At 44.5% G+C, this 16931-nt stretch carries 18 protein-coding genes, 1 pseudogene and 1 other annotated feature; of the genes and pseudogenes, 5 read left to right on the top strand and 14 right to left on the bottom strand.

Annotated features, from left to right (window positions below):
• Positions 1 to 72 precede the first annotated feature (72 nt).
• From M0C34_RS11570 to M0C34_RS11555, 5 genes are all read right to left on the bottom strand, one after another.
• Entirely contained in the window at positions 73 to 255 is a 183-nt protein-coding gene (locus M0C34_RS11570; protein ID WP_248711840.1) for a hypothetical protein, read from the bottom strand.
• A gap of 459 nt (positions 256 to 714) precedes the next feature.
• Positions 715 to 1146 carry a pilin gene (locus M0C34_RS11565; RefSeq protein ID WP_248711839.1) on the bottom strand — a complete coding sequence of 144 codons (432 nt, stop codon included), beginning with the start codon at positions 1144 to 1146 and terminating at the stop codon, positions 715 to 717.
• Between the two features lie 178 nt (positions 1147 to 1324).
• A complete protein-coding gene (locus M0C34_RS21305; RefSeq protein WP_371923071.1) occupies positions 1325 to 1765 on the bottom strand; it encodes a DUF4124 domain-containing protein in 441 nt (146 codons plus the stop codon).
• A gap of 393 nt (positions 1766 to 2158) precedes the next feature.
• Positions 2159 to 2776: a GDSL-type esterase/lipase family protein gene (locus M0C34_RS11560; RefSeq protein ID WP_248711838.1), complete on the bottom strand. Its 618-nt coding sequence runs from the start codon at positions 2774 to 2776 to the stop codon at positions 2159 to 2161.
• A gap of 174 nt (positions 2777 to 2950) precedes the next feature.
• Positions 2951 to 3292: a zinc ribbon domain-containing protein YjdM gene (locus M0C34_RS11555; RefSeq protein ID WP_248711837.1), complete on the bottom strand. Its 342-nt coding sequence runs from the start codon at positions 3290 to 3292 to the stop codon at positions 2951 to 2953.
• Positions 3293 to 4084: 792 nt separating this feature from the next.
• Here M0C34_RS11555 and M0C34_RS11550 point away from each other — a divergent pair.
• A complete protein-coding gene (locus M0C34_RS11550; protein WP_248711836.1) occupies positions 4085 to 4585 on the top strand; it encodes a hypothetical protein in 501 nt (166 codons plus the stop codon).
• Positions 4586 to 4691: 106 nt separating this feature from the next.
• Positions 4692 to 5306: a hypothetical protein gene (locus M0C34_RS11545; RefSeq protein ID WP_248711835.1), complete on the top strand. Its 615-nt coding sequence runs from the start codon at positions 4692 to 4694 to the stop codon at positions 5304 to 5306.
• Positions 5307 to 5403: 97 nt separating this feature from the next.
• Here M0C34_RS11545 and M0C34_RS11540 read toward each other — a convergent pair.
• From M0C34_RS11540 to hisG, 9 genes and pseudogenes are all read right to left on the bottom strand, one after another.
• Positions 5404 to 5696, bottom strand: a pseudogene (locus tag M0C34_RS11540) (IS4 family transposase); the annotation flags it as partial.
• Between the two features lie 912 nt (positions 5697 to 6608).
• Entirely contained in the window at positions 6609 to 7226 is a 618-nt protein-coding gene (gene hisIE, locus M0C34_RS11535) for a bifunctional phosphoribosyl-AMP cyclohydrolase/phosphoribosyl-ATP diphosphatase HisIE (protein WP_248711834.1), read from the bottom strand.
• Positions 7223 to 7996 (bottom strand): imidazole glycerol phosphate synthase subunit HisF, encoded by a 774-nt coding sequence (gene hisF / locus M0C34_RS11530; RefSeq protein ID WP_248711833.1) that lies wholly within the window; start codon positions 7994 to 7996, stop codon positions 7223 to 7225. Before hisF ends, hisIE begins: the two co-directional genes overlap by 4 nt.
• Entirely contained in the window at positions 7986 to 8738 is a 753-nt protein-coding gene (hisA, locus tag M0C34_RS11525) for a 1-(5-phosphoribosyl)-5-[(5-phosphoribosylamino)methylideneamino]imidazole-4-carboxamide isomerase (RefSeq protein WP_248711832.1), read from the bottom strand. The genes hisF and hisA overlap by 11 nt, the downstream gene beginning before the upstream one ends.
• Before the next feature lies 1 nt (position 8739).
• Positions 8740 to 9348, bottom strand: coding sequence for an imidazole glycerol phosphate synthase subunit HisH (gene hisH, locus M0C34_RS11520; protein ID WP_248711831.1), 609 nt, complete (start codon positions 9346 to 9348; stop codon positions 8740 to 8742).
• Positions 9349 to 9378: 30 nt separating this feature from the next.
• A complete protein-coding gene (gene hisB / locus M0C34_RS11515; RefSeq protein ID WP_256469272.1) occupies positions 9379 to 10455 on the bottom strand; it encodes a bifunctional histidinol-phosphatase/imidazoleglycerol-phosphate dehydratase HisB in 1077 nt (358 codons plus the stop codon).
• Positions 10456 to 11514, bottom strand: coding sequence for a histidinol-phosphate transaminase (gene hisC, locus M0C34_RS11510; protein WP_248711830.1), 1059 nt, complete (start codon positions 11512 to 11514; stop codon positions 10456 to 10458).
• Between the two features lies 1 nt (position 11515).
• The gene (gene hisD, locus M0C34_RS11505) at positions 11516 to 12802 is read right to left on the bottom strand and encodes a histidinol dehydrogenase (protein WP_248711829.1); all 1287 of its coding nucleotides are present in this window, start codon (positions 12800 to 12802) and stop codon (positions 11516 to 11518) included.
• Positions 12803 to 12806: 4 nt separating this feature from the next.
• Positions 12807 to 13706: an ATP phosphoribosyltransferase gene (gene hisG, locus M0C34_RS11500; RefSeq protein WP_248711828.1), complete on the bottom strand. Its 900-nt coding sequence runs from the start codon at positions 13704 to 13706 to the stop codon at positions 12807 to 12809.
• A gap of 21 nt (positions 13707 to 13727) precedes the next feature.
• Positions 13728 to 13855 (bottom strand) — a sequence feature (His leader region).
• Positions 13856 to 14046: 191 nt separating this feature from the next.
• Here hisG and M0C34_RS11495 point away from each other — a divergent pair.
• The 3 genes from M0C34_RS11495 (at position 14047) to tsaB (ending at position 16931) form a co-directional block, all read left to right on the top strand.
• Positions 14047 to 14262 (top strand): hypothetical protein, encoded by a 216-nt coding sequence (locus M0C34_RS11495; RefSeq protein WP_248711827.1) that lies wholly within the window; start codon positions 14047 to 14049, stop codon positions 14260 to 14262.
• Positions 14263 to 14328: 66 nt separating this feature from the next.
• Entirely contained in the window at positions 14329 to 16245 is a 1917-nt protein-coding gene (locus M0C34_RS11490) for a DNA repair helicase YoaA (protein ID WP_248711826.1), read from the top strand.
• Positions 16242 to 16931, top strand: coding sequence for a tRNA (adenosine(37)-N6)-threonylcarbamoyltransferase complex dimerization subunit type 1 TsaB (gene tsaB, locus M0C34_RS11485; RefSeq protein WP_248711825.1), 690 nt, complete (start codon positions 16242 to 16244; stop codon positions 16929 to 16931). Before M0C34_RS11490 ends, tsaB begins: the two co-directional genes overlap by 4 nt.

The following is a 16931-nucleotide window of genomic DNA, read 5'->3' as shown; positions in this document are numbered from 1 at the left end:
GAGCATCGTTGTACTTAATCTGTTTGCAATTGAACTTCACTCCACCCCGTGTTTATTAGTGCTTTATTGTTCTTAGTGGCATGCAACCGTCCATTCGGTACTAAATGGCGCGATGACCACTTCACCCAAATCTACCGAACCTTTAGCGTTGGTAGGTAAGCCAATCACTTTGCTGTTCGCGGTGTGGTTTCTTTCCCTAAATTGATAATAAAAGTGTCGAATACTTATTTGAAACCCCCACCTGTTCTGAACCATTTCGCTGAGGCGTTCGGGCGAATAGGAAAAGCCACGAGGAATAGGGTAGCTTGGCCTGTGTTCATCAGTTGCTTGTGGTGATAAGTAAAATCGTTGCTAGAAAGCCAGCGACGCGTAATGTGATACTACTAATCAGGGCATCTTCTGCGGGCGCGCCGTTGTCATTGGCAAGGTGAGCGGCCCGTAACAACCTAAGCGATTACACGCCTTGCAATTTTGGTAATAGGCATAGCTATATAGGCTATAGCTAACCACAACACGCTGAAACCAATTAGCCATCCTCTTAGGGGGGGCGAACTATTTTGTAAGACTTTGCCACGCTTACACACCTCTATGCGATAGCTACATAGTAATAACTAAAATAAACGATTAACTAGCTCAGCTTAGTAAGCCTACATATCCAAAAAATGCCCAACCATGCCCATCATCGGTGCTGTTTAAGCCTGATCGTGATTCATGCTATAAAAATAGTTGCTGATTGTACTCACAGGGGCTAAGGCTTTGATAGTTAGGCGTTCGGCATTGCCAACGTATACCTATTGTGTCACTTGGCTCGGGTTTTAACTGGATAACTCCATTATGTACACCCGATTTCTTATTGTAAGTAAGTGTAATGATGCCTGCTTCAGACACATGTAAACTTGTTAGTGATTGGCCTCTATATTGTTCAGGAGAAGCAATGCCTAATTGTTGGTTTGAGGATGGAAACTCTCCATTGATACTAAAATAAACGTCTATTTGTGCTTTAACTTGACCACTAATGGAAAGCCCCTCAATAAGGTAGGCATTTGCGGCATATTGTAGGTTACGTTTTTGGTTGAGTAGCTCTAAGCCTAAAAAACACACCATTACAGCAATCACTATCGTGAAGAATATTTTCAAATAAAACATATTGGCGATGATCTCTAATTAAATAAGCGCTGGTTAATGGCTAGTTTATCACTTGCGATAATTTGTATACAAAAAATTATTTATTTCGTGTAGTCAGTATGTAAACCCTTAACGTTGATAACGTGTAAGAGGTAACATGACAATGGCTTAATATTTATTTATAGCAATAATGCCATTGCTAATAGTCATAACGCTTTCCGCAGTCTACAACATCGGCATTAGATTTAGTTAAGCATTTATAATAGTTGTGCACTTTACCGTCAGATGACTTGCACTCGCTTAACGACATTTGATTTAGCGCTCCTTTCAAGTTTATATTTCCAGGGTATTTTTTTAACAGTTTTTTTACTTGCGCTTCACCTCTGTTTACGGCTACTAGGCAATTTATTGGCGATGGAGTGTCATAGTCGGTGTTATCTGAGCTCAAGGTACTCTGTGGGGTGTTAAATGTGGGCGATAGTTGTATATCAACTTCATTGTAACTTATATCCATTGGAGGAAATTGGCTATAGTGGGCAGTCCCACTTTCATCCGTCCATGAGTAGATTTTTGCAAATAGACCATTCGATATTGATAATAACAAAATAAATAGAGTTACTAATCTACCCGTTGTTCTCATTGGTGGCATCCTTATCACTAATTTCGATATTTATATCACTAGTGGATTTTTATTAATAGCCTTAGTGATTTTTTTATTATAATTGATGGTTTTTTTAGTGATAACCGTGAAGGCAGGGCGTGTGAACTTAATATGTTAAACTTCTGAGGGGCTGTTCCTGGGGAACTGCGCAACATGACATTATCGTTTGCATTTCCATCATGATTTCTACCTCATATAAACATTAAATGAAATTTATATGAGCGCCGCCGCTAAGCCAATAATATCCATTGAATCATCTTAAGCCGTGACATTAGTATCCTTAGCTTTAATCACCAGATAGATGTGGTTGATAAAGAGTATACAGAGCATTACTTAACCAATTGACCATACATATTTTTATAGGTTATTTCACTATAACGCTTGGAGCTTAGCGTTCACGGCTTTTGCTAAAATTTGATGCTGGGCGCTATTCAAGTGTACGCCATCCTTTGGGTCAACCTTCACCAGCTTCGCCGCATCAAGATAATCACAGCCAAGTGAGTGAGCAACAACGTGGTAATGCTCTGCCAGCAGCTTGGATTTTTCATCAGCGCCACTAAAGTACCGAGCAAAATCACCGGTTTTATTAATGGTGGGTGGTGCAATCATTAGTAGATTAGGTGCTGTGATATGCTGGCTTAGGCAATGTGCTTGCAACTGTTTAATCATGCGGCCTTGGTTTGCGGCTACTTGCTCTGCACTTAGCTTAAAAGCGGGGTATAGGTCGTTAGTGCCCAGCATCAATACTAAATAGTCAGCTTGATGCTTTTTGACGGTATCTAACAAATCAGTTATGCCGCTACTTAGGCCAAAATCTGTGGCATTCAGGTAGCTAGTACGCCCCGGTTTACCTTCTTCAATTATCTGAAATGCGTCGCCAAGTAACTGGGCTAATATGCCGGGCCAGCGAGCATTAAAGGCCAAGCGTTGGCCATTTTCAGGTGAGTAACCCCAAGTATTTGAGTCACCGAAGCAAAGCACTGTTTTCATTTCAATTTAACCTTAAACTCATCTTCAATCTCGCTACAACTTGACGATGACTTTAGCCTTATTCGCTTGCCAGTGTATTGACTTAAGCTAATTGTTGTTATTTCAATGAGTAGATTAAGACATAAAAAAACCTGCATAAGCAGGTTTATCATTTAGCGCTAGTCATTGGCTTAATTAGCTTTGTTTTCTTACAAACTTTGACTTAAGCATCATGTGGCCGTGGCCATCTACTTTACAGTCGATATCGTGGTCAGAATCTACAAAGCGCTTAATGACCGCCTTGGTGCCTACTTTTAGTACCAGCGATGAACCTTTCACTTTTAAGTCTTTAATCAAGGTGACTTTGTCGTCTTCAGCCAATAGGTTGCCTACCGCATCTTTTAATACAATGGCATCTGGGTCAACGGCCACCTCGTTAGGGTTCCACTCATGAGCGCATTCAGGGCAAATAAGTAGCGAACCATCTTGGTAAACATAGGCCGATTCACATTGTGGGCATGGAGGGAGATCGCTCATGATAGTTTCTCTTTAGTCTCTAATTTATGGTGGCTCAGCAAACGCGCATCTAAGCCACAATGACGTTAGGTGAAATAACACCTATGGTTTGTGGCGTTATTGTAGGGAAGATTGCGCCTATCAGCCAGTGCATACTATTGATTGATGTCAGAGAATGTTGAACTTTGGTGTTAAACCAGTGGATTTGTGGGAGTAGGTGGGTGATCTACCGCGATTGAGTGCTCTTGGCTATTGTGAAGCGTTTGGCCTAGGGGCGACGCCTTGAGCGTTGAATAGCTAAAGCTGATACAGCAAAACAAAGGTCGCCCAGCATTATCGTTACTCTTCATTGCTCAGTGACAAGCAGCCTGCGCAACTCGCAGCGCTTCATCATTTGTCACTTACGCAATTCAGCGATAATGAAGGTGCAGGTGAGTTAACTCATAGAGAAGCGGAGCCTTGTGTTGGTTCGTACTAGTCTGATGTTTTTCTACTGTAAGTTCTAACTCGTTTATGCCCCGTTACGTGTTACCGCTCCTTCAAAACTACTCTTAATAAACCTATGTACCCTTAATTTTTCTACTTTAGTGGACAAAGCTCTGTGATTTTATACAGTGCCGTTGTAATTCCTACTTTCTGCAAGTGATTGCATACTTTCATGCTGATGTTTTTGTTATTTTTCGAGCTAGGTGGCTGATGTTACTTAGGAAAGGTGATAACCTTGTTTTTATCAAATGTATGATAAGAGGAAAAATTCCTTGTTTAAACAAGGGGTTTTTCCTCTTAATAAGTTGTTAGGCAGAGTAAATACACATGAGTGACCCACATTGGACAAGTTACGTTGGGATGGTGACTGGCATTGTTGGCTCAATTGCCGGTATTACTGGAGCAATTGTGGCTTCACTAAGCTTAAAGAAGACTCGCGAAATTAAGGCTTTAGATTTACGTCTAACTTTAAAGAAAAATGTTAACGAGTTTAGATCCCTGCTAATTGAAACCGAAGAATTACTACCGAAAATTGATAATTCTAGAAAAAGGGTATTCTCCGCTACTGGCAAACTCGGCTCAGGGGAAAGGAAAAAGTGGGAAATGGACTTTGAAAAAGACACTGATTCTCTTGAAGTTATCTCGAATACATTCCAAAGAGCTGAGAAAGATCTAGATACCGAAAGTTATAATGGCTTAGAGCATAAGCTAGATTCACTCAATCAACTTAAGTATCGACTAGATAGTATTTACAAAAAATATAGTGATGCCTATCAGGATGATGAGAAAACACGCGCTAGGATCAAGGATTTTCATGGTATAGCCTAACAAACTGATCAAACAAGCTCCCTCTGGTCGCCGGAACTCACTTCGTTCGTCCGGTTATCAACGACGTTAGCCAGCTAAATAAGTTCAGTTCAAATATGAGATTAATATGGAAGTTAATTATACAAAGTATGACGCAGAATCGTTACTTGAAGCTCTATCAGGTATTGATTCAAAATTGTATCCAGAAAACTATGCCGCTCTAACCGCAGAGATTGCGTCTCGACGTAACGATATTGATGAGTACTATCAGCAGGAAGCTGAACGCACGAAAAATAGATGGAATAAAACCCAGTCTAGTCTGGGTGTAATGCAGATACTCACAGCTATTTCTGTGCTCGTTATGCTTGTTCTCTCAATTTCAAATACACATGGCATTGTAATTTTTGCTACTGCTCTAATAATTGTGCTCAACGCTACTGCAGGGTTAACACTCTTAAAACGAAAATCTCAATTTTATATACTGTCCTACTTGAATCAAGGACTTCAGGTATTCTCGTTTGGCATGGGTACTTTTTATTATAATTACTATGGCTTAGGCGGTGTATTTTTAATGGTTGACTGGGTAAATGAAACCTTTAATTGGATTTCAGCCTCATTCAACCTTGGAGGCTCTGTCTTTGAATTTTCAAACGAGTATAGCTTAGGATTCGTTCAGATCGATATCCTAGCCATATTTATTATCTGGCTAATTTCAAAGTGTGATTCGAAAACAGCTGGCTAACAAAACGCCCAATCCGACACTTAACGCTTGGCATTTTTGCTTCGCAAAAGTATACGCCAAGGTTTCGTGCGGTTTAGCTAAGCGCTGGAGGATCCCCTCATAAATCTTTGAGTCCCGAAGCGTGAGTTAACCAGCGAAACGTATTAATCGCCCAACGTATTCGCTGTTCTGTTATCACATACTCAGGCCTTCGCCGTACTTCTTTTCCTAATCTTACTACCGATAAAACCGCCCGTTTGCAGATGGTATTAGCCTGAAAGTGTCGTTGCCATCCAACCTGTTGTGCCACTAAACCTAACCACCATAAAATGATGTCTGCCAGCATTGCTATCAGCAGTAGTACGCATATCGGCGAGGACATCGTGAACGGCTATGGCGCAAACCAAAGCCCGAATGAGCCTAAGTGAAATTACACGAAGGGGTTGTGGCGTTATTATAAGGAGATTGCGTCAATCAGCCAGCGATTACTATTGATTGATGTTAGAGATAATTGAACTTTGGTATGTCAAAAAGTAGTCTAACTAATTGTTAATAAATTTTGTAGTTTTAGAAACGTTGAAAATGGATGTGCGATACCCTAAGAGTTGATTATTTTGAAAGTCAACACTGTGGCCATGATAGGCAAGCTAGAACTCTATAGATAAAAATGTTTATAATGTTTTTATAATTCTATTTTTTCAATGGCTTGTTCACTTCTATGCATTGGTATGAACCACCTGGCTTTATGTCTTGGAGATTTTTTAGCACAAAAAAATCGTCAAGCAAGTTTACGATTTGTATTGGCTTTTTCGTGGCTGCAATCTCTGTTCTAGCTTTACATGTATTAGAGCTTACAGATGGCGAGAGAGAAGGTATAAAAGTGATATTCATCATTGGCTCTACTTTGGTTACTGTATATATTTATTATTGGCTAAATCAATATATACACCTCAATCGCGTTCATGTTTGGATTACTGACTCAGGGATTATTCGTTGGCCACTTTATTCGCGAGGTTCTAGAGTTTGTATAGCTTTTTCTGAAATAGAGTCTTTTACTTTTAGTGAAGAGCAAGCTAGGTGGTTTTCATTTTATGTATGTCATATAAAGTTGAAGCCCATGAACTCCTATCATTCAGACAACTTCGCCTTTGGCATTCCCTATGTCTTTTTTAGAGTAAACCGAAGACTGATAGAAAAAAGGTTGAAATCTAAGCCTACGGCAAAACAGTTAATGTCGACGTATTAATGATATTTAAGCTCTAATCTAATGGAATAAAAAACCAGCATTACGCTGGTTTTTTATTGGCTATTAAACTCTTGGCTTTACTTATGCCTTGCCTGCAAACAAGCCACTACTTCATCAAAACCCACTTCTTGTTTTTCTAGCAATACCAGTAGGTGATACAACAAATCTGAGCTTTCGTTGACCAATTCTTCGCGGTCATTGGCCATGGCTGCTAGGGCTACTTCTACACCTTCTTCACCCACTTTTTGGCAAATGCGTTTGGTGCCGCGGGCGAATAGGCTAGCTGTGTAGCTTTCTTCTGGGTCGGCTAACTTACGCTCGGCCAATACTGCTTGTAGTTGGGCAATAAAGGTAAGCTTAGGCTCGCTGTGGCCATCAAAACAACTTTGAGTACCTTTATGACAAGTTGGGCCAATAGGCTCTACAGCAACCAGCAGTGTGTCTTGGTCGCAGTCTAAGGTGATGCTTTTAAGCTTAAGTACGTTGCCTGACGTTTCACCTTTGGTCCATAGGCGCTGTTTAGTGCGGCTAAAGAAGGTAACGTGCTCGCTATCTAAGGTTTTAGCCAGTGCGTCGCTGTTCATGTAACCCAGCATCAGTACTTGGCCGCTGTGGTCGTTTTGTACCACGGCAGGGATCAAGCCTTCAACTTTGTCCCAATCGATCTGTTGGTTTAACTGTTCAAATTGGCTCATAGTCGAATTGCCACCTCTTGTTGTTTGAGATATTGCTTTAACTCACCAATATCAATAATGCTTTTATGAAATACGCTGGCCGCTAATGCGCCATCTACGTCGGAAATTGTAAAGGCGTCTTTAAAATGCTGCATTTCGCCAGCACCGCCAGAAGCGATTAATGGCACATTACAAATCTCTCGTACTCGGCTTAGTTGCTCTAAATCGTAACCTTGGCGTACGCCATCTTGGTTCATTACGTTGAGTACTATTTCGCCCGCGCCACGAGCTTGCACTTCTTTCACCCAGTCAAAGGTGTTCCAAGTAGTGGTTACGGTGCGTTTTTCGTCACCCGTAAACTGTTTCACTTGGTATTGCTGGGTTTCGTCGCAGTAGTAAGAATCAATACCTACCACAATGCACTGCACGCCAAACTTGTCGGCTAGCCGAGTAATTAAACTAGGGTCGGCCAAGGCAGGGGAGTTGATCGAGATTTTGTCGGCGCCGTTTTGCAAGGTGCGGTTGGCGTCTTCAATAGTTTTAATGCCACCGGCTACGCAAAACGGAATGTCGATAACTTCGGCTACGCGACTTACCCAGCTTTTATCTACGACGCGCTCGTCTGAGCTGGCAGTAATGTCGTAAAACACCAATTCGTCGGCGCCTTCTTCAGCGTAACGTTTGGCTAGCGGTACAATGTCGCCAATAATTTCGTGGTTACGAAACTTAACGCCCTTGACGACCATGCCGTCTTTTACATCTAGGCAGGGGATAATTCGTTTAGCTAGCATGGGTGCCTCCTTGCTGCCAGCAGGCGATGGCTTGCTCAACGTTGAACTTACCTTCTAGCAATGCACGGCCAACAATTACCCCGGAAACGCCAGTATCAGTAAGCGCTGCAATGTCATTTAAGTCGCCAATGCCGCCTGAGCTTTGCCAGTGAATATCTGGGTACTGGGCACATAACTCGCGGTACAAACTTACGTTTGAACCCTCTAGCGTGCCGTCTTTAGATATGTCGGTACACAATACGTGCTTAAGACCAACAGGCGCATAAATAGCCACGAGCTCTTCAATGGTCACGCCGCTGTCTTCTTGCCAGCCCGATACTGCTACTACCTTGTTGCCTTGTGCGTCGATGTTAATGTCTAGCGCCAGTACAATGTGCTCGGCGCCGTATTTTTTCATCCACTTGGCCACTACTTCTGGCTGCTTTACTGCGGTTGAACCAATCACCACGCGTTCTGCACCTGCGTCGAGCAAGTCTTTTACATCTTGTTCGCTACGTACACCGCCACCAATTTGAATTTTGGCAGGGGTGTTTTTAAGTAACTGGGCTATCACATCTAGTTGGCGAGCACTGGTATCTTTAGCGCCGTCTAAGTCTACAAGGTGCAACCAATCAGCGCCTTGGCTGTGGTAGTCACTAAACTGGGCTTGTGGGTCGTCACCGTAGATGGTTTTTTGCGCGTAATCACCTTGGAATAAACGCACAATCTTTCCGTCGATTAAATCTAAAGCAGGAATGATCATGTTACATCTCCAAGAAGTTTTTAATGAGTTGCGCACCGGCTTGGCCGCTACGTTCTGGGTGAAATTGCACCCCGTAAAAATTGTCTTTGTTTACTGCAGCAGTAAAGGCGTTGCCGTAATCACACTGAGCAATGGTCGCGGCGTTCACCGGTAGTGCGTAGCTGTGTACAAAGTAGAAGTAACTGCCAGCCTCAATGCCTTTAAACAGTGGGTGATTGGCCGTAGGCTGAATTTGATTCCAACCCATGTGGGGTAAGCGTTGGCCGGCGTTAGGCTTCATTAAACTTACAGTGCCGGGTACAAGGCCTAAGCAAGGTACTGGCTGTTCAGCTTCTTTGGCACCGCCTTCAATGGAGAATTCAGCCAGCATTTGCATGCCTAAACAAATACCCAGTAATGGCTTTTTAACTTGTTTTACTAAGTCGATAAGCTCACGGTCGGCGAGGTTTTTCATCGCCTCGGTGGCAGTACCTACTCCGGGTAGGAACAGCTTGTCAGCCCCAAGGATAACCTGTGGGTCGCGGCTAACCGTTACCGGAAAGCCTAAACGTTCTACGGCAAATTTTACCGAAGATAAGTTGGCACATCCTGTATCAATAATTACGTTCATTGTTGCTCTTATCCTTTTAAACGCTGGCGCTTATAGCGTGCCTTTACTGCTAGGCATGGCATCGCCAGATTTAATAATGGCTTGACCCAGCGCTCGACCAAATACTTTAAACAGGGCTTCTACCATGTGGTGAGTATTTTTACCGGTGGTTTCTAGGTGCAGGGTACAGGCCATGGCGTCGCTTAACGAGCGGAAGAAATGAATCACCATTTCGGTAGCAAAATCACCAATGTTATCGCGCGTAAAATCGGCTTTAAACTCGAGATGAGCACGGCCACTTAAATCTAAGGCACACTGGGCTAAGCATTCGTCCATTGGCAATACAAAGCCAAAACGGCCAATGCCGCGCTTGTCGCCTAACGCTTCTTTAAGGGCTTGGCCAAGCGCAATGGCGGTATCTTCTACACTGTGGTGGTCGTCGATGTGGTAATCACCCACTACTTTACAGTTAAGCTGAAAACCGCCGTGGGTAGCAATTTGGTCAAGCATGTGGTCAAAAAAGCCCAAGCCAGTATCAATTTGGCTGCCACCGGCGTTGTCTAAATCTACCGCAATGCTAATTTGAGTTTCTTTGGTATTGCGTTCAACCTTGGCTTTGCGGCCAAGTTGAGTAAGCTGTTTTTCAATGGCTACCCAGTTTAGGCCATCGCGCTGGTATTGCAGGCCTTCAAGCCCCATGTTCTCGGCTAGCTGCATATCGGTGTGGCGGTCGCCAATCACGTAAGAGTGAGCAAAATCGATAACACCGCTTTTAAGATAGTCTTTTACTAGGCCTAGCTTTGGCTTACGGCAGCTGCAGTTATCTTCGTCGAAGTGCGGGCAAACTAGCACGTCGTCAAACTTAACGCCTTGCGACTCAAAGATATCCATCATGTAGTTTTGCGCGAGGTGAAAATCGGCTTCAGGGAAGCTGTCGGTACCTAAACCATCTTGGTTAGTCACCATCACTAAGCGGTAGCCGTTAGCTTGTAGCTTGAGCAATACAGGGATCACTTGAGGCTCTAGTTTTACCTTTGCTACGCTATCAACCTGTTTGTCGGTGATAGGTTCGTCGATCATGGTGCCGTCACGGTCGATGAATAAGATCTTTTGTTTTACTTGGCTCACTTAAGTTCGCTCCAATCCTTGAATTGCTAATACAGTAGCGGCCACTTCTTGCTGGTTACCAATACTGATGCGTATGCAGTTTTCTAAACGCGTTTTGTTGGCAAAATCTCGCAGTACTATGCCTTGTTCGCCCAGTGTTTTAAAGACTCGGGCTGAATCATCAAAACGAACCAATATGTAATTACCGGTAGCCGGGAAGATTTCTTTAACAATGTTGAGTTTGCTTAAGTCTGTAACCGCTTGGCTGCGAATAGCGTTTAACCTTGCTACCCGGTCACGCATTACCTTAATACCGTCGCTATTAAGGGCTTTAGCGGCAATTTCAGCTACTGGGCGAGCAATTGGGTAGGGGGCAATCACCTTACTCATTACATCGATGACTTCAACATTGGCAACGGTAAAGCCACAGCGTAAACCCGCTAAAGCAAAGGCTTTAGATAGGGTACGAGTGATAACTAGGTTATCGTAATCTGCCAATAACTTAACCACGCTTTGCTCTTCACAAAACTCAATATAGGCTTCGTCTACGACCACTAAGGCCCGATCTTTTTGGGCGCTTAATAACTCACACAACTTGGCATGGTCGAGCATATTGCCGGTGGGGTTATTAGGCGCGCACAAGAAGATAATCTTGCTGCGTATTTGCGCAAGTGCTGCGTAGTCTGGGTCAAAGTTAGCGTCCAGTGCGACGGTTTTAATTTCAACCCCAATGGTTTCAGCGCTGACGGCATACATGCCATAAGTTGGCGCACAAATCACTATGCTGTCTTCGTTGGGCTCGCAAAAGGCGCGAATCAGTACTTCAATGGCTTCGTCGGCGCCACGGCTGGCTAATACTTGGTTTGGCTCTACACCTGCGTAGGCCGCATAACCGTTGATCATGGCGGCGGGTTGAAACTCTGGGTAACGGTTTAATTCGTCACCTAAGTAGCTAAAATCGCTAACGTCTGGGCTTTCGTTGGCGTTTAACCAAACTTCGCCACTGCCGCCAATGCGACGGGCGCTTTGGTAAGGCACAAGCGCTTGGATCTTTTTGCGGGCTAATAATGTGACCGACATGTTATTGCTCCTCGCCTAAACGGATGGTTACCGCACGGCGGTGGGCGTCTAGCCCCTCTGCGTTGGCGATGGGCACTACCGCAGAGCTTAAGTCTTTTAAGCCTTGCTGAGTTAACTCTTGAACCGTAAAACGCTTCATAAAGTCTAAGGTGCCTAGGCTTGAATAAGTGCGGGTATAACCGTAAGTAGGCAAGGTGTGGTTGGTACCACTGGCGTAATCGCCTACTGATTCTGGCGTCCATTCACCGAGGAAGACACTGCCAGCGTTTTTAACCTTGGGTAGTAGGCTTCGCGCTTGCTCGGTTTGTATAATTAGGTGCTCTGGGCCATACAGGTTACTCACTTGTACTGCTTGCTCTAAATCAGTGACGACTACAGCGGTACTGTGTGATAGCGCTTGGTCGGCAATATTGTTGCGACTAAGCAGTGCTAATTGACGAGCTAATTGGCTGTTTACAGCAGCGGCTTGAGCCTCTGAAGTGGTGACCAATATAACTTGTGAATCGGGGCCGTGTTCAGCTTGTGATAACAAATCTGCAGCCACAAAAGCGGGGTTAGCGCCTTGGTCGGCAATCACCAATACTTCTGAAGGGCCAGCGGGCATATCAATAGCCGCACCTGCGTGGTCGCCACTGACTTGCTGTTTGGCCTGGGTAACGAAGGCATTACCTGGGCCAAAGATTTTATCCACTTTGGCGACGCTTTCGGTGCCGTAAGCCATTGCTGCAATGGCCTGTGCGCCACCAGCAGCATAAATTTCGTCTACGCCACACAGTTTCGCGGCATATAATATCTCTGGCGCAATCGGTGGTGGTGAACTTAACACCACTTTTTCACAGCCAGCAATAGCAGCAGGAATAGATAGCATTAATACCGTAGATGGCAGCGGGGCAGTGCCACCAGGCACGTATAAGCCTACTTTATCTATCGCAGCGTAGTGCATTTCGCAACGTACGCCCGGCTGCGTTTCTAAGCTGATAGCGTGCGGCTTTTGCGCTTGGTGAAATACTTCAATATTGGCTTTTGCTTGCGCGATAGCTTGCTTGAACTCATCACTTAAACCTTGCTCGGCGGCATCGATTTCAGTTTGGCTGACTCGAACAGCGCTTAAGCTAGTTTTATCAAACTTGGCGGCCAGCGCGATTAAGGCTTGGTCGCCTTGATCTCGCACCTGAGTGACTACATCGGCAACTATTCCGGCAATGTCGGTTGAGCTATTTACCGCAGGGCGGGACAGCACCTGCAGTTGTTGCTCGTTTGATAGTTGGTTCCAAATTACCGTTTGCATGGGGTTATCTCAACATTTTCTCAATTGGCATTACCAAGATAGAGCTAGCACCTAAGGTTTTTAGCTTTTCCATGGTTTCCCAGAACAAGTTTTCAGTGCTGACTACATGTAGCGCTACTTTATCGTCATCACCGGCTAGGGCTAATACGGTTGGGTGCTCGCTACCTGGTAATAAATCAACAATTTGATCAAGATGTGTTTTAGGCGCGTGCAGCATGATGTACTTGCTTTCTTTGGCTTCCATGGTGCCTTGCATGCGCATGAGTAAACGGTCTAACAAGTCTTGGTGCTCGTCACTTAGCGTGTTTTTAGACTTAATTAATACGGCTTGCGAGCGGTAAATGACTTCCACTTCTTTAAGGCCGTTGGCTTCTAAGGTAGCGCCAGTAGAGACTAAGTCACAAATGGCGTCGGCTAAGCCTGCACGAGTAGCCACTTCTACCGAGCCTGCAAGCATACAGGTTGAAAATGGTACGCCTTGCGCATCTAAGTAACGCTTAAGAATACCCGGGTAGCTAGTAGCGATTCGCTTGTTCGCTAAACATTGCGGGCCGGTGTAATCAAATTCTTCGGCTACGGCTAGCGAGAAGCGGCAATCACCAAAATCTAAACGCTTTAGTACTTCGCAATCGGTAGGGTCGTTTTGCGCGGTACGCAGCATGGTTTCTTCTTCAAGTACGTTTTCACCCACAATACCGAAATCAACAACACCATCCATTACTAGACCTGGAATATCGTCATCGCGCACCCGCAGTAAATCTACCGGCATATTTTCAGAATGGGCTATCAGGCGTTGTTGGCGGAGGTTGATCTTCATTCCGCAGCTTTTTAATAGTGCCTGTGAATCATCGCTTAGGCGTCCAGATTTTTGGATGGCGATGCGTAGTCGTTTTTGCTCTGTCATGTTGTTGTCCCTAATTATAAAACTAAAAAACCCCCGGGAGGATTACCTTCCGGGGGTTTGCAATATTGTAATATTCTACCACCGGAAGCTGCATATAAGCTTCCAGCAGATAACCGCCTGAAGCTTATTCTGGATGATGGTGGTGATGATGCTTCGTTTGGTTAAAAATCATGTCACGTTCCTGTCAACGTTACTTTGCCTTCATGGCAAATTCAGGCCATAAAGTTACCAATCTAGACGTAAATTGCAACCATTTTTTAGTGGCTTTTTATTATTCTATTCAAGTTGTGCAAAATATGACCGATAATTAGATAAGGAGTGTCAAAAAGGAAGGTGAGTTTTGAGCCAAGACGCAATTATACCTATTCTGCCACGACCATTGCCCGCACCTGATGGCAAGCGCCCACCATTGCGCACCGATAAAGTGGTGAAAAAAGGAAAGATAACCGGCACAAATGATATTCAGGTACGTCCAAAGTCGAGCCATGAGCACGCGCAGCAGAAGCACAAAAAGCCGGACCCCGATGAAGAACATAATATCGACTTGTTTGTGTAGTCTAGGTTTGGTCTATATCTAGCAGCCTGTTATAGTTGCGGCGACTTTTGCTTGCCGGAACAAAGATTGAAACAACAGTATTTTGCCAACGATGGTTTGTTATCTAGCGCTATCGACGGTTTTTCTCCTCGCCCACAACAACAAGAAATGGCTACAGCGGTTGCTGCTGCCATAGAAACCAGTGGCAGTTTATTGGTAGAAGCAGGCACCGGTACCGGTAAAACCTTCGCTTATCTCGTACCTGCCATGGATAGCGGCAAAAAAGTGGTCATCAGCACGGGGAGTAAGGCACTGCAAGATCAGCTATTTACTAAAGACTTGCCCAAGATGCAGAAAGCCCTCAAATACACTCAATCTGTCGCATTGCTTAAAGGGCGCTCTAACTATCTATGCATTGAGCGGCTTAACAGCTTTTCTCATTATAGCTCCGGCCAAGACCGTAACACCCTCGCAGAGTTAGTCAAAATCAAACGTTGGGCGCAAGGTGAAGACACCGGCGATATTAGTGATTTAGGCCCGGTGGCTGAGCGCTCTGACGTGTTTCCGCTGATTAGTAGTACTAACGACAATTGCTTAGGGCGAGATTGCCCCTCTTACAAAGAATGCTATTTAGTTAAGGCTCGTAATAAAGCTTTAGAAGCAGATTTAGTGGTGGTGAATCATCACTTATTTTTTGCCGATATGGTGGTAAAAGAAACCGGCTTTGGTGAACTGATCCCTGAAGCACACGCTTATATCTTCGATGAAGCCCATCAACTGCCCGATATTGCTGCTAGCTATTTTGGGCAACATTTTTCCAGTCGACAAATTGTTGACTTATGCAGTGACATTGAGCTTTGTTATAAAACCGACTTGCGAGATATGGCGCAGTTGCAAAAAGCGGCTCAAAAGTTAGAACGCGGTATTCGCCAATGCCGTTTAGCCTTTGAAGGGCTGCGTGACCGGGGTGAATGGCGGCCCTTAGCCAAACAGCATCGCTTTGCAGAAATGATGGCAGTACTAAAAGAAGACATGGATTTTGTCTACCAAGTACTTAAGTTGGCTTTATCGCGCAGCGAGTTGGCCGATTCTTGCTTCGAGCGCTTAGCCAGAATGCGAGGGTTATTTGATAAAGTAATGGCGGTAGATACCACTGGTTTTAGCTATTGGTACGAAACTACCCGTTTACACTTTACCTTAAACATCACCCCGTTAAATATTGCTGAACGGTTTAATAATGAAGTTGAAGAACGCGACGCTGCTTGGATTTTCACCTCGGCAACGTTGGCGGTAGATGGTAATTTTCAACACTTTCAAACGCAAATGGGCTTAAATGACGCCAGTAGTATGCTGTTAGACAGCCCCTTTGATTACCAGAAACAAGCCCTGCTGTGTGTGCCGCGTTATTTGCCTGAAACTAAACAGCACAATGCTGAGCAATTAATGTTAGATCAACTTGCGCCAGTTATTGAGGCGAATGGCGGGCGTTGTTTCTTTTTGTGCACCAGCCATAGAATGATCCAAAAAGTAGCCGCAGAATTACGCCTACGCACTGAGCTGTTAGTGTTGGTACAAGGTGAAGCCGGCAAACAAGAGCTACTGAATGAATTTGTAGAAGATGGTAACGCGGTGTTGGTCGCTACCAGTACTTTTTGGGAAGGGGTAGATGTTCCCGGTAAGGCCTTGTCGTGTGTCATCATTGATAAGTTACCTTTTGCCGCGCCCGACGACCCACTATTAAAAGCGAAAAGCGAAGATTGCCGTTTACGTGGCGGAGACCCTTTTCGTCAGGTATATTTGCCGCAGGCGGTTATTAGCCTGAAACAAGGGGTGGGGCGTTTAATCAGAACCCAAGCCGACCATGGCGTAGTGATTATTTGTGATAATCGCTTGGTTAACCGTGATTATGGTTCTTTGTTTATCAGTAGCTTACCCGCCATGCCGCGCACTAGAGAACTATCAAAAGTATTAGAATTTGTAAAAAATAACGCTGAGGAATCATGACAGCAAACATATTAGCTTTAGATACATCTACCGAAAATTGTTCCGTAGCCTTGCAATGGCAAGGAGAGATCTTTAGTAAACAAGAATACAGCCCAAGAGATCACACGCTTAAAATATTGCCTTTTGTAGAGCAAATATTGGCAGAAGCGGGTGCTAATTTGCAGCAACTTGACGCAATTGCTTTTGGCCGAGGACCTGGCAGTTTTACAGGCGTACGTATTGGTGTCGCAACAGCTCAAGGCCTCGCCTTTGGTGCTGATAAGCCGATGATAGCGGTATCGACCTTGCAAGCCATGGCGCAACAGGCCTTGGTTACTCACCAACAAGAACACTGCTTTGCGGCGATTGATGCGCGCATGGGTGAAGTCTATTGGGGAGAATACCAAGCAGAAGGCGGAATCATGGGGTTGGTTGATCAAGAATTGGTGATTAAACCTGAGCTATTGGGCAGCAATCAGCAGTCAGCTGCAGCAGTGGGCACCGGTTGGCAAACCTATCAGGAATTACTCTGTGGTCAATTTTCTGGCGCAAAAGTGCTAGAATCAGTGTTGTACCCAACGGCACGAGATATGCTTAAGTATGCTCAGCTTGCGTTTGAAAAAGGCGATACCGTGAGTGCAGAGCACGCCGAACCAGTTTACTTACGTGATAAAGTCACTTGGAAGAAGCTGCCCGGTAGAGAATAA

This window comes from Agarivorans sp. TSD2052 (genome assembly GCF_023238625.1).
Taxonomy (GTDB): Bacteria; Pseudomonadota; Gammaproteobacteria; order Enterobacterales; family Celerinatantimonadaceae; genus Agarivorans.
Note: the sequence above shows the minus strand (reverse complement) of the source record. Positions and strands in the feature narration are given on the sequence as shown.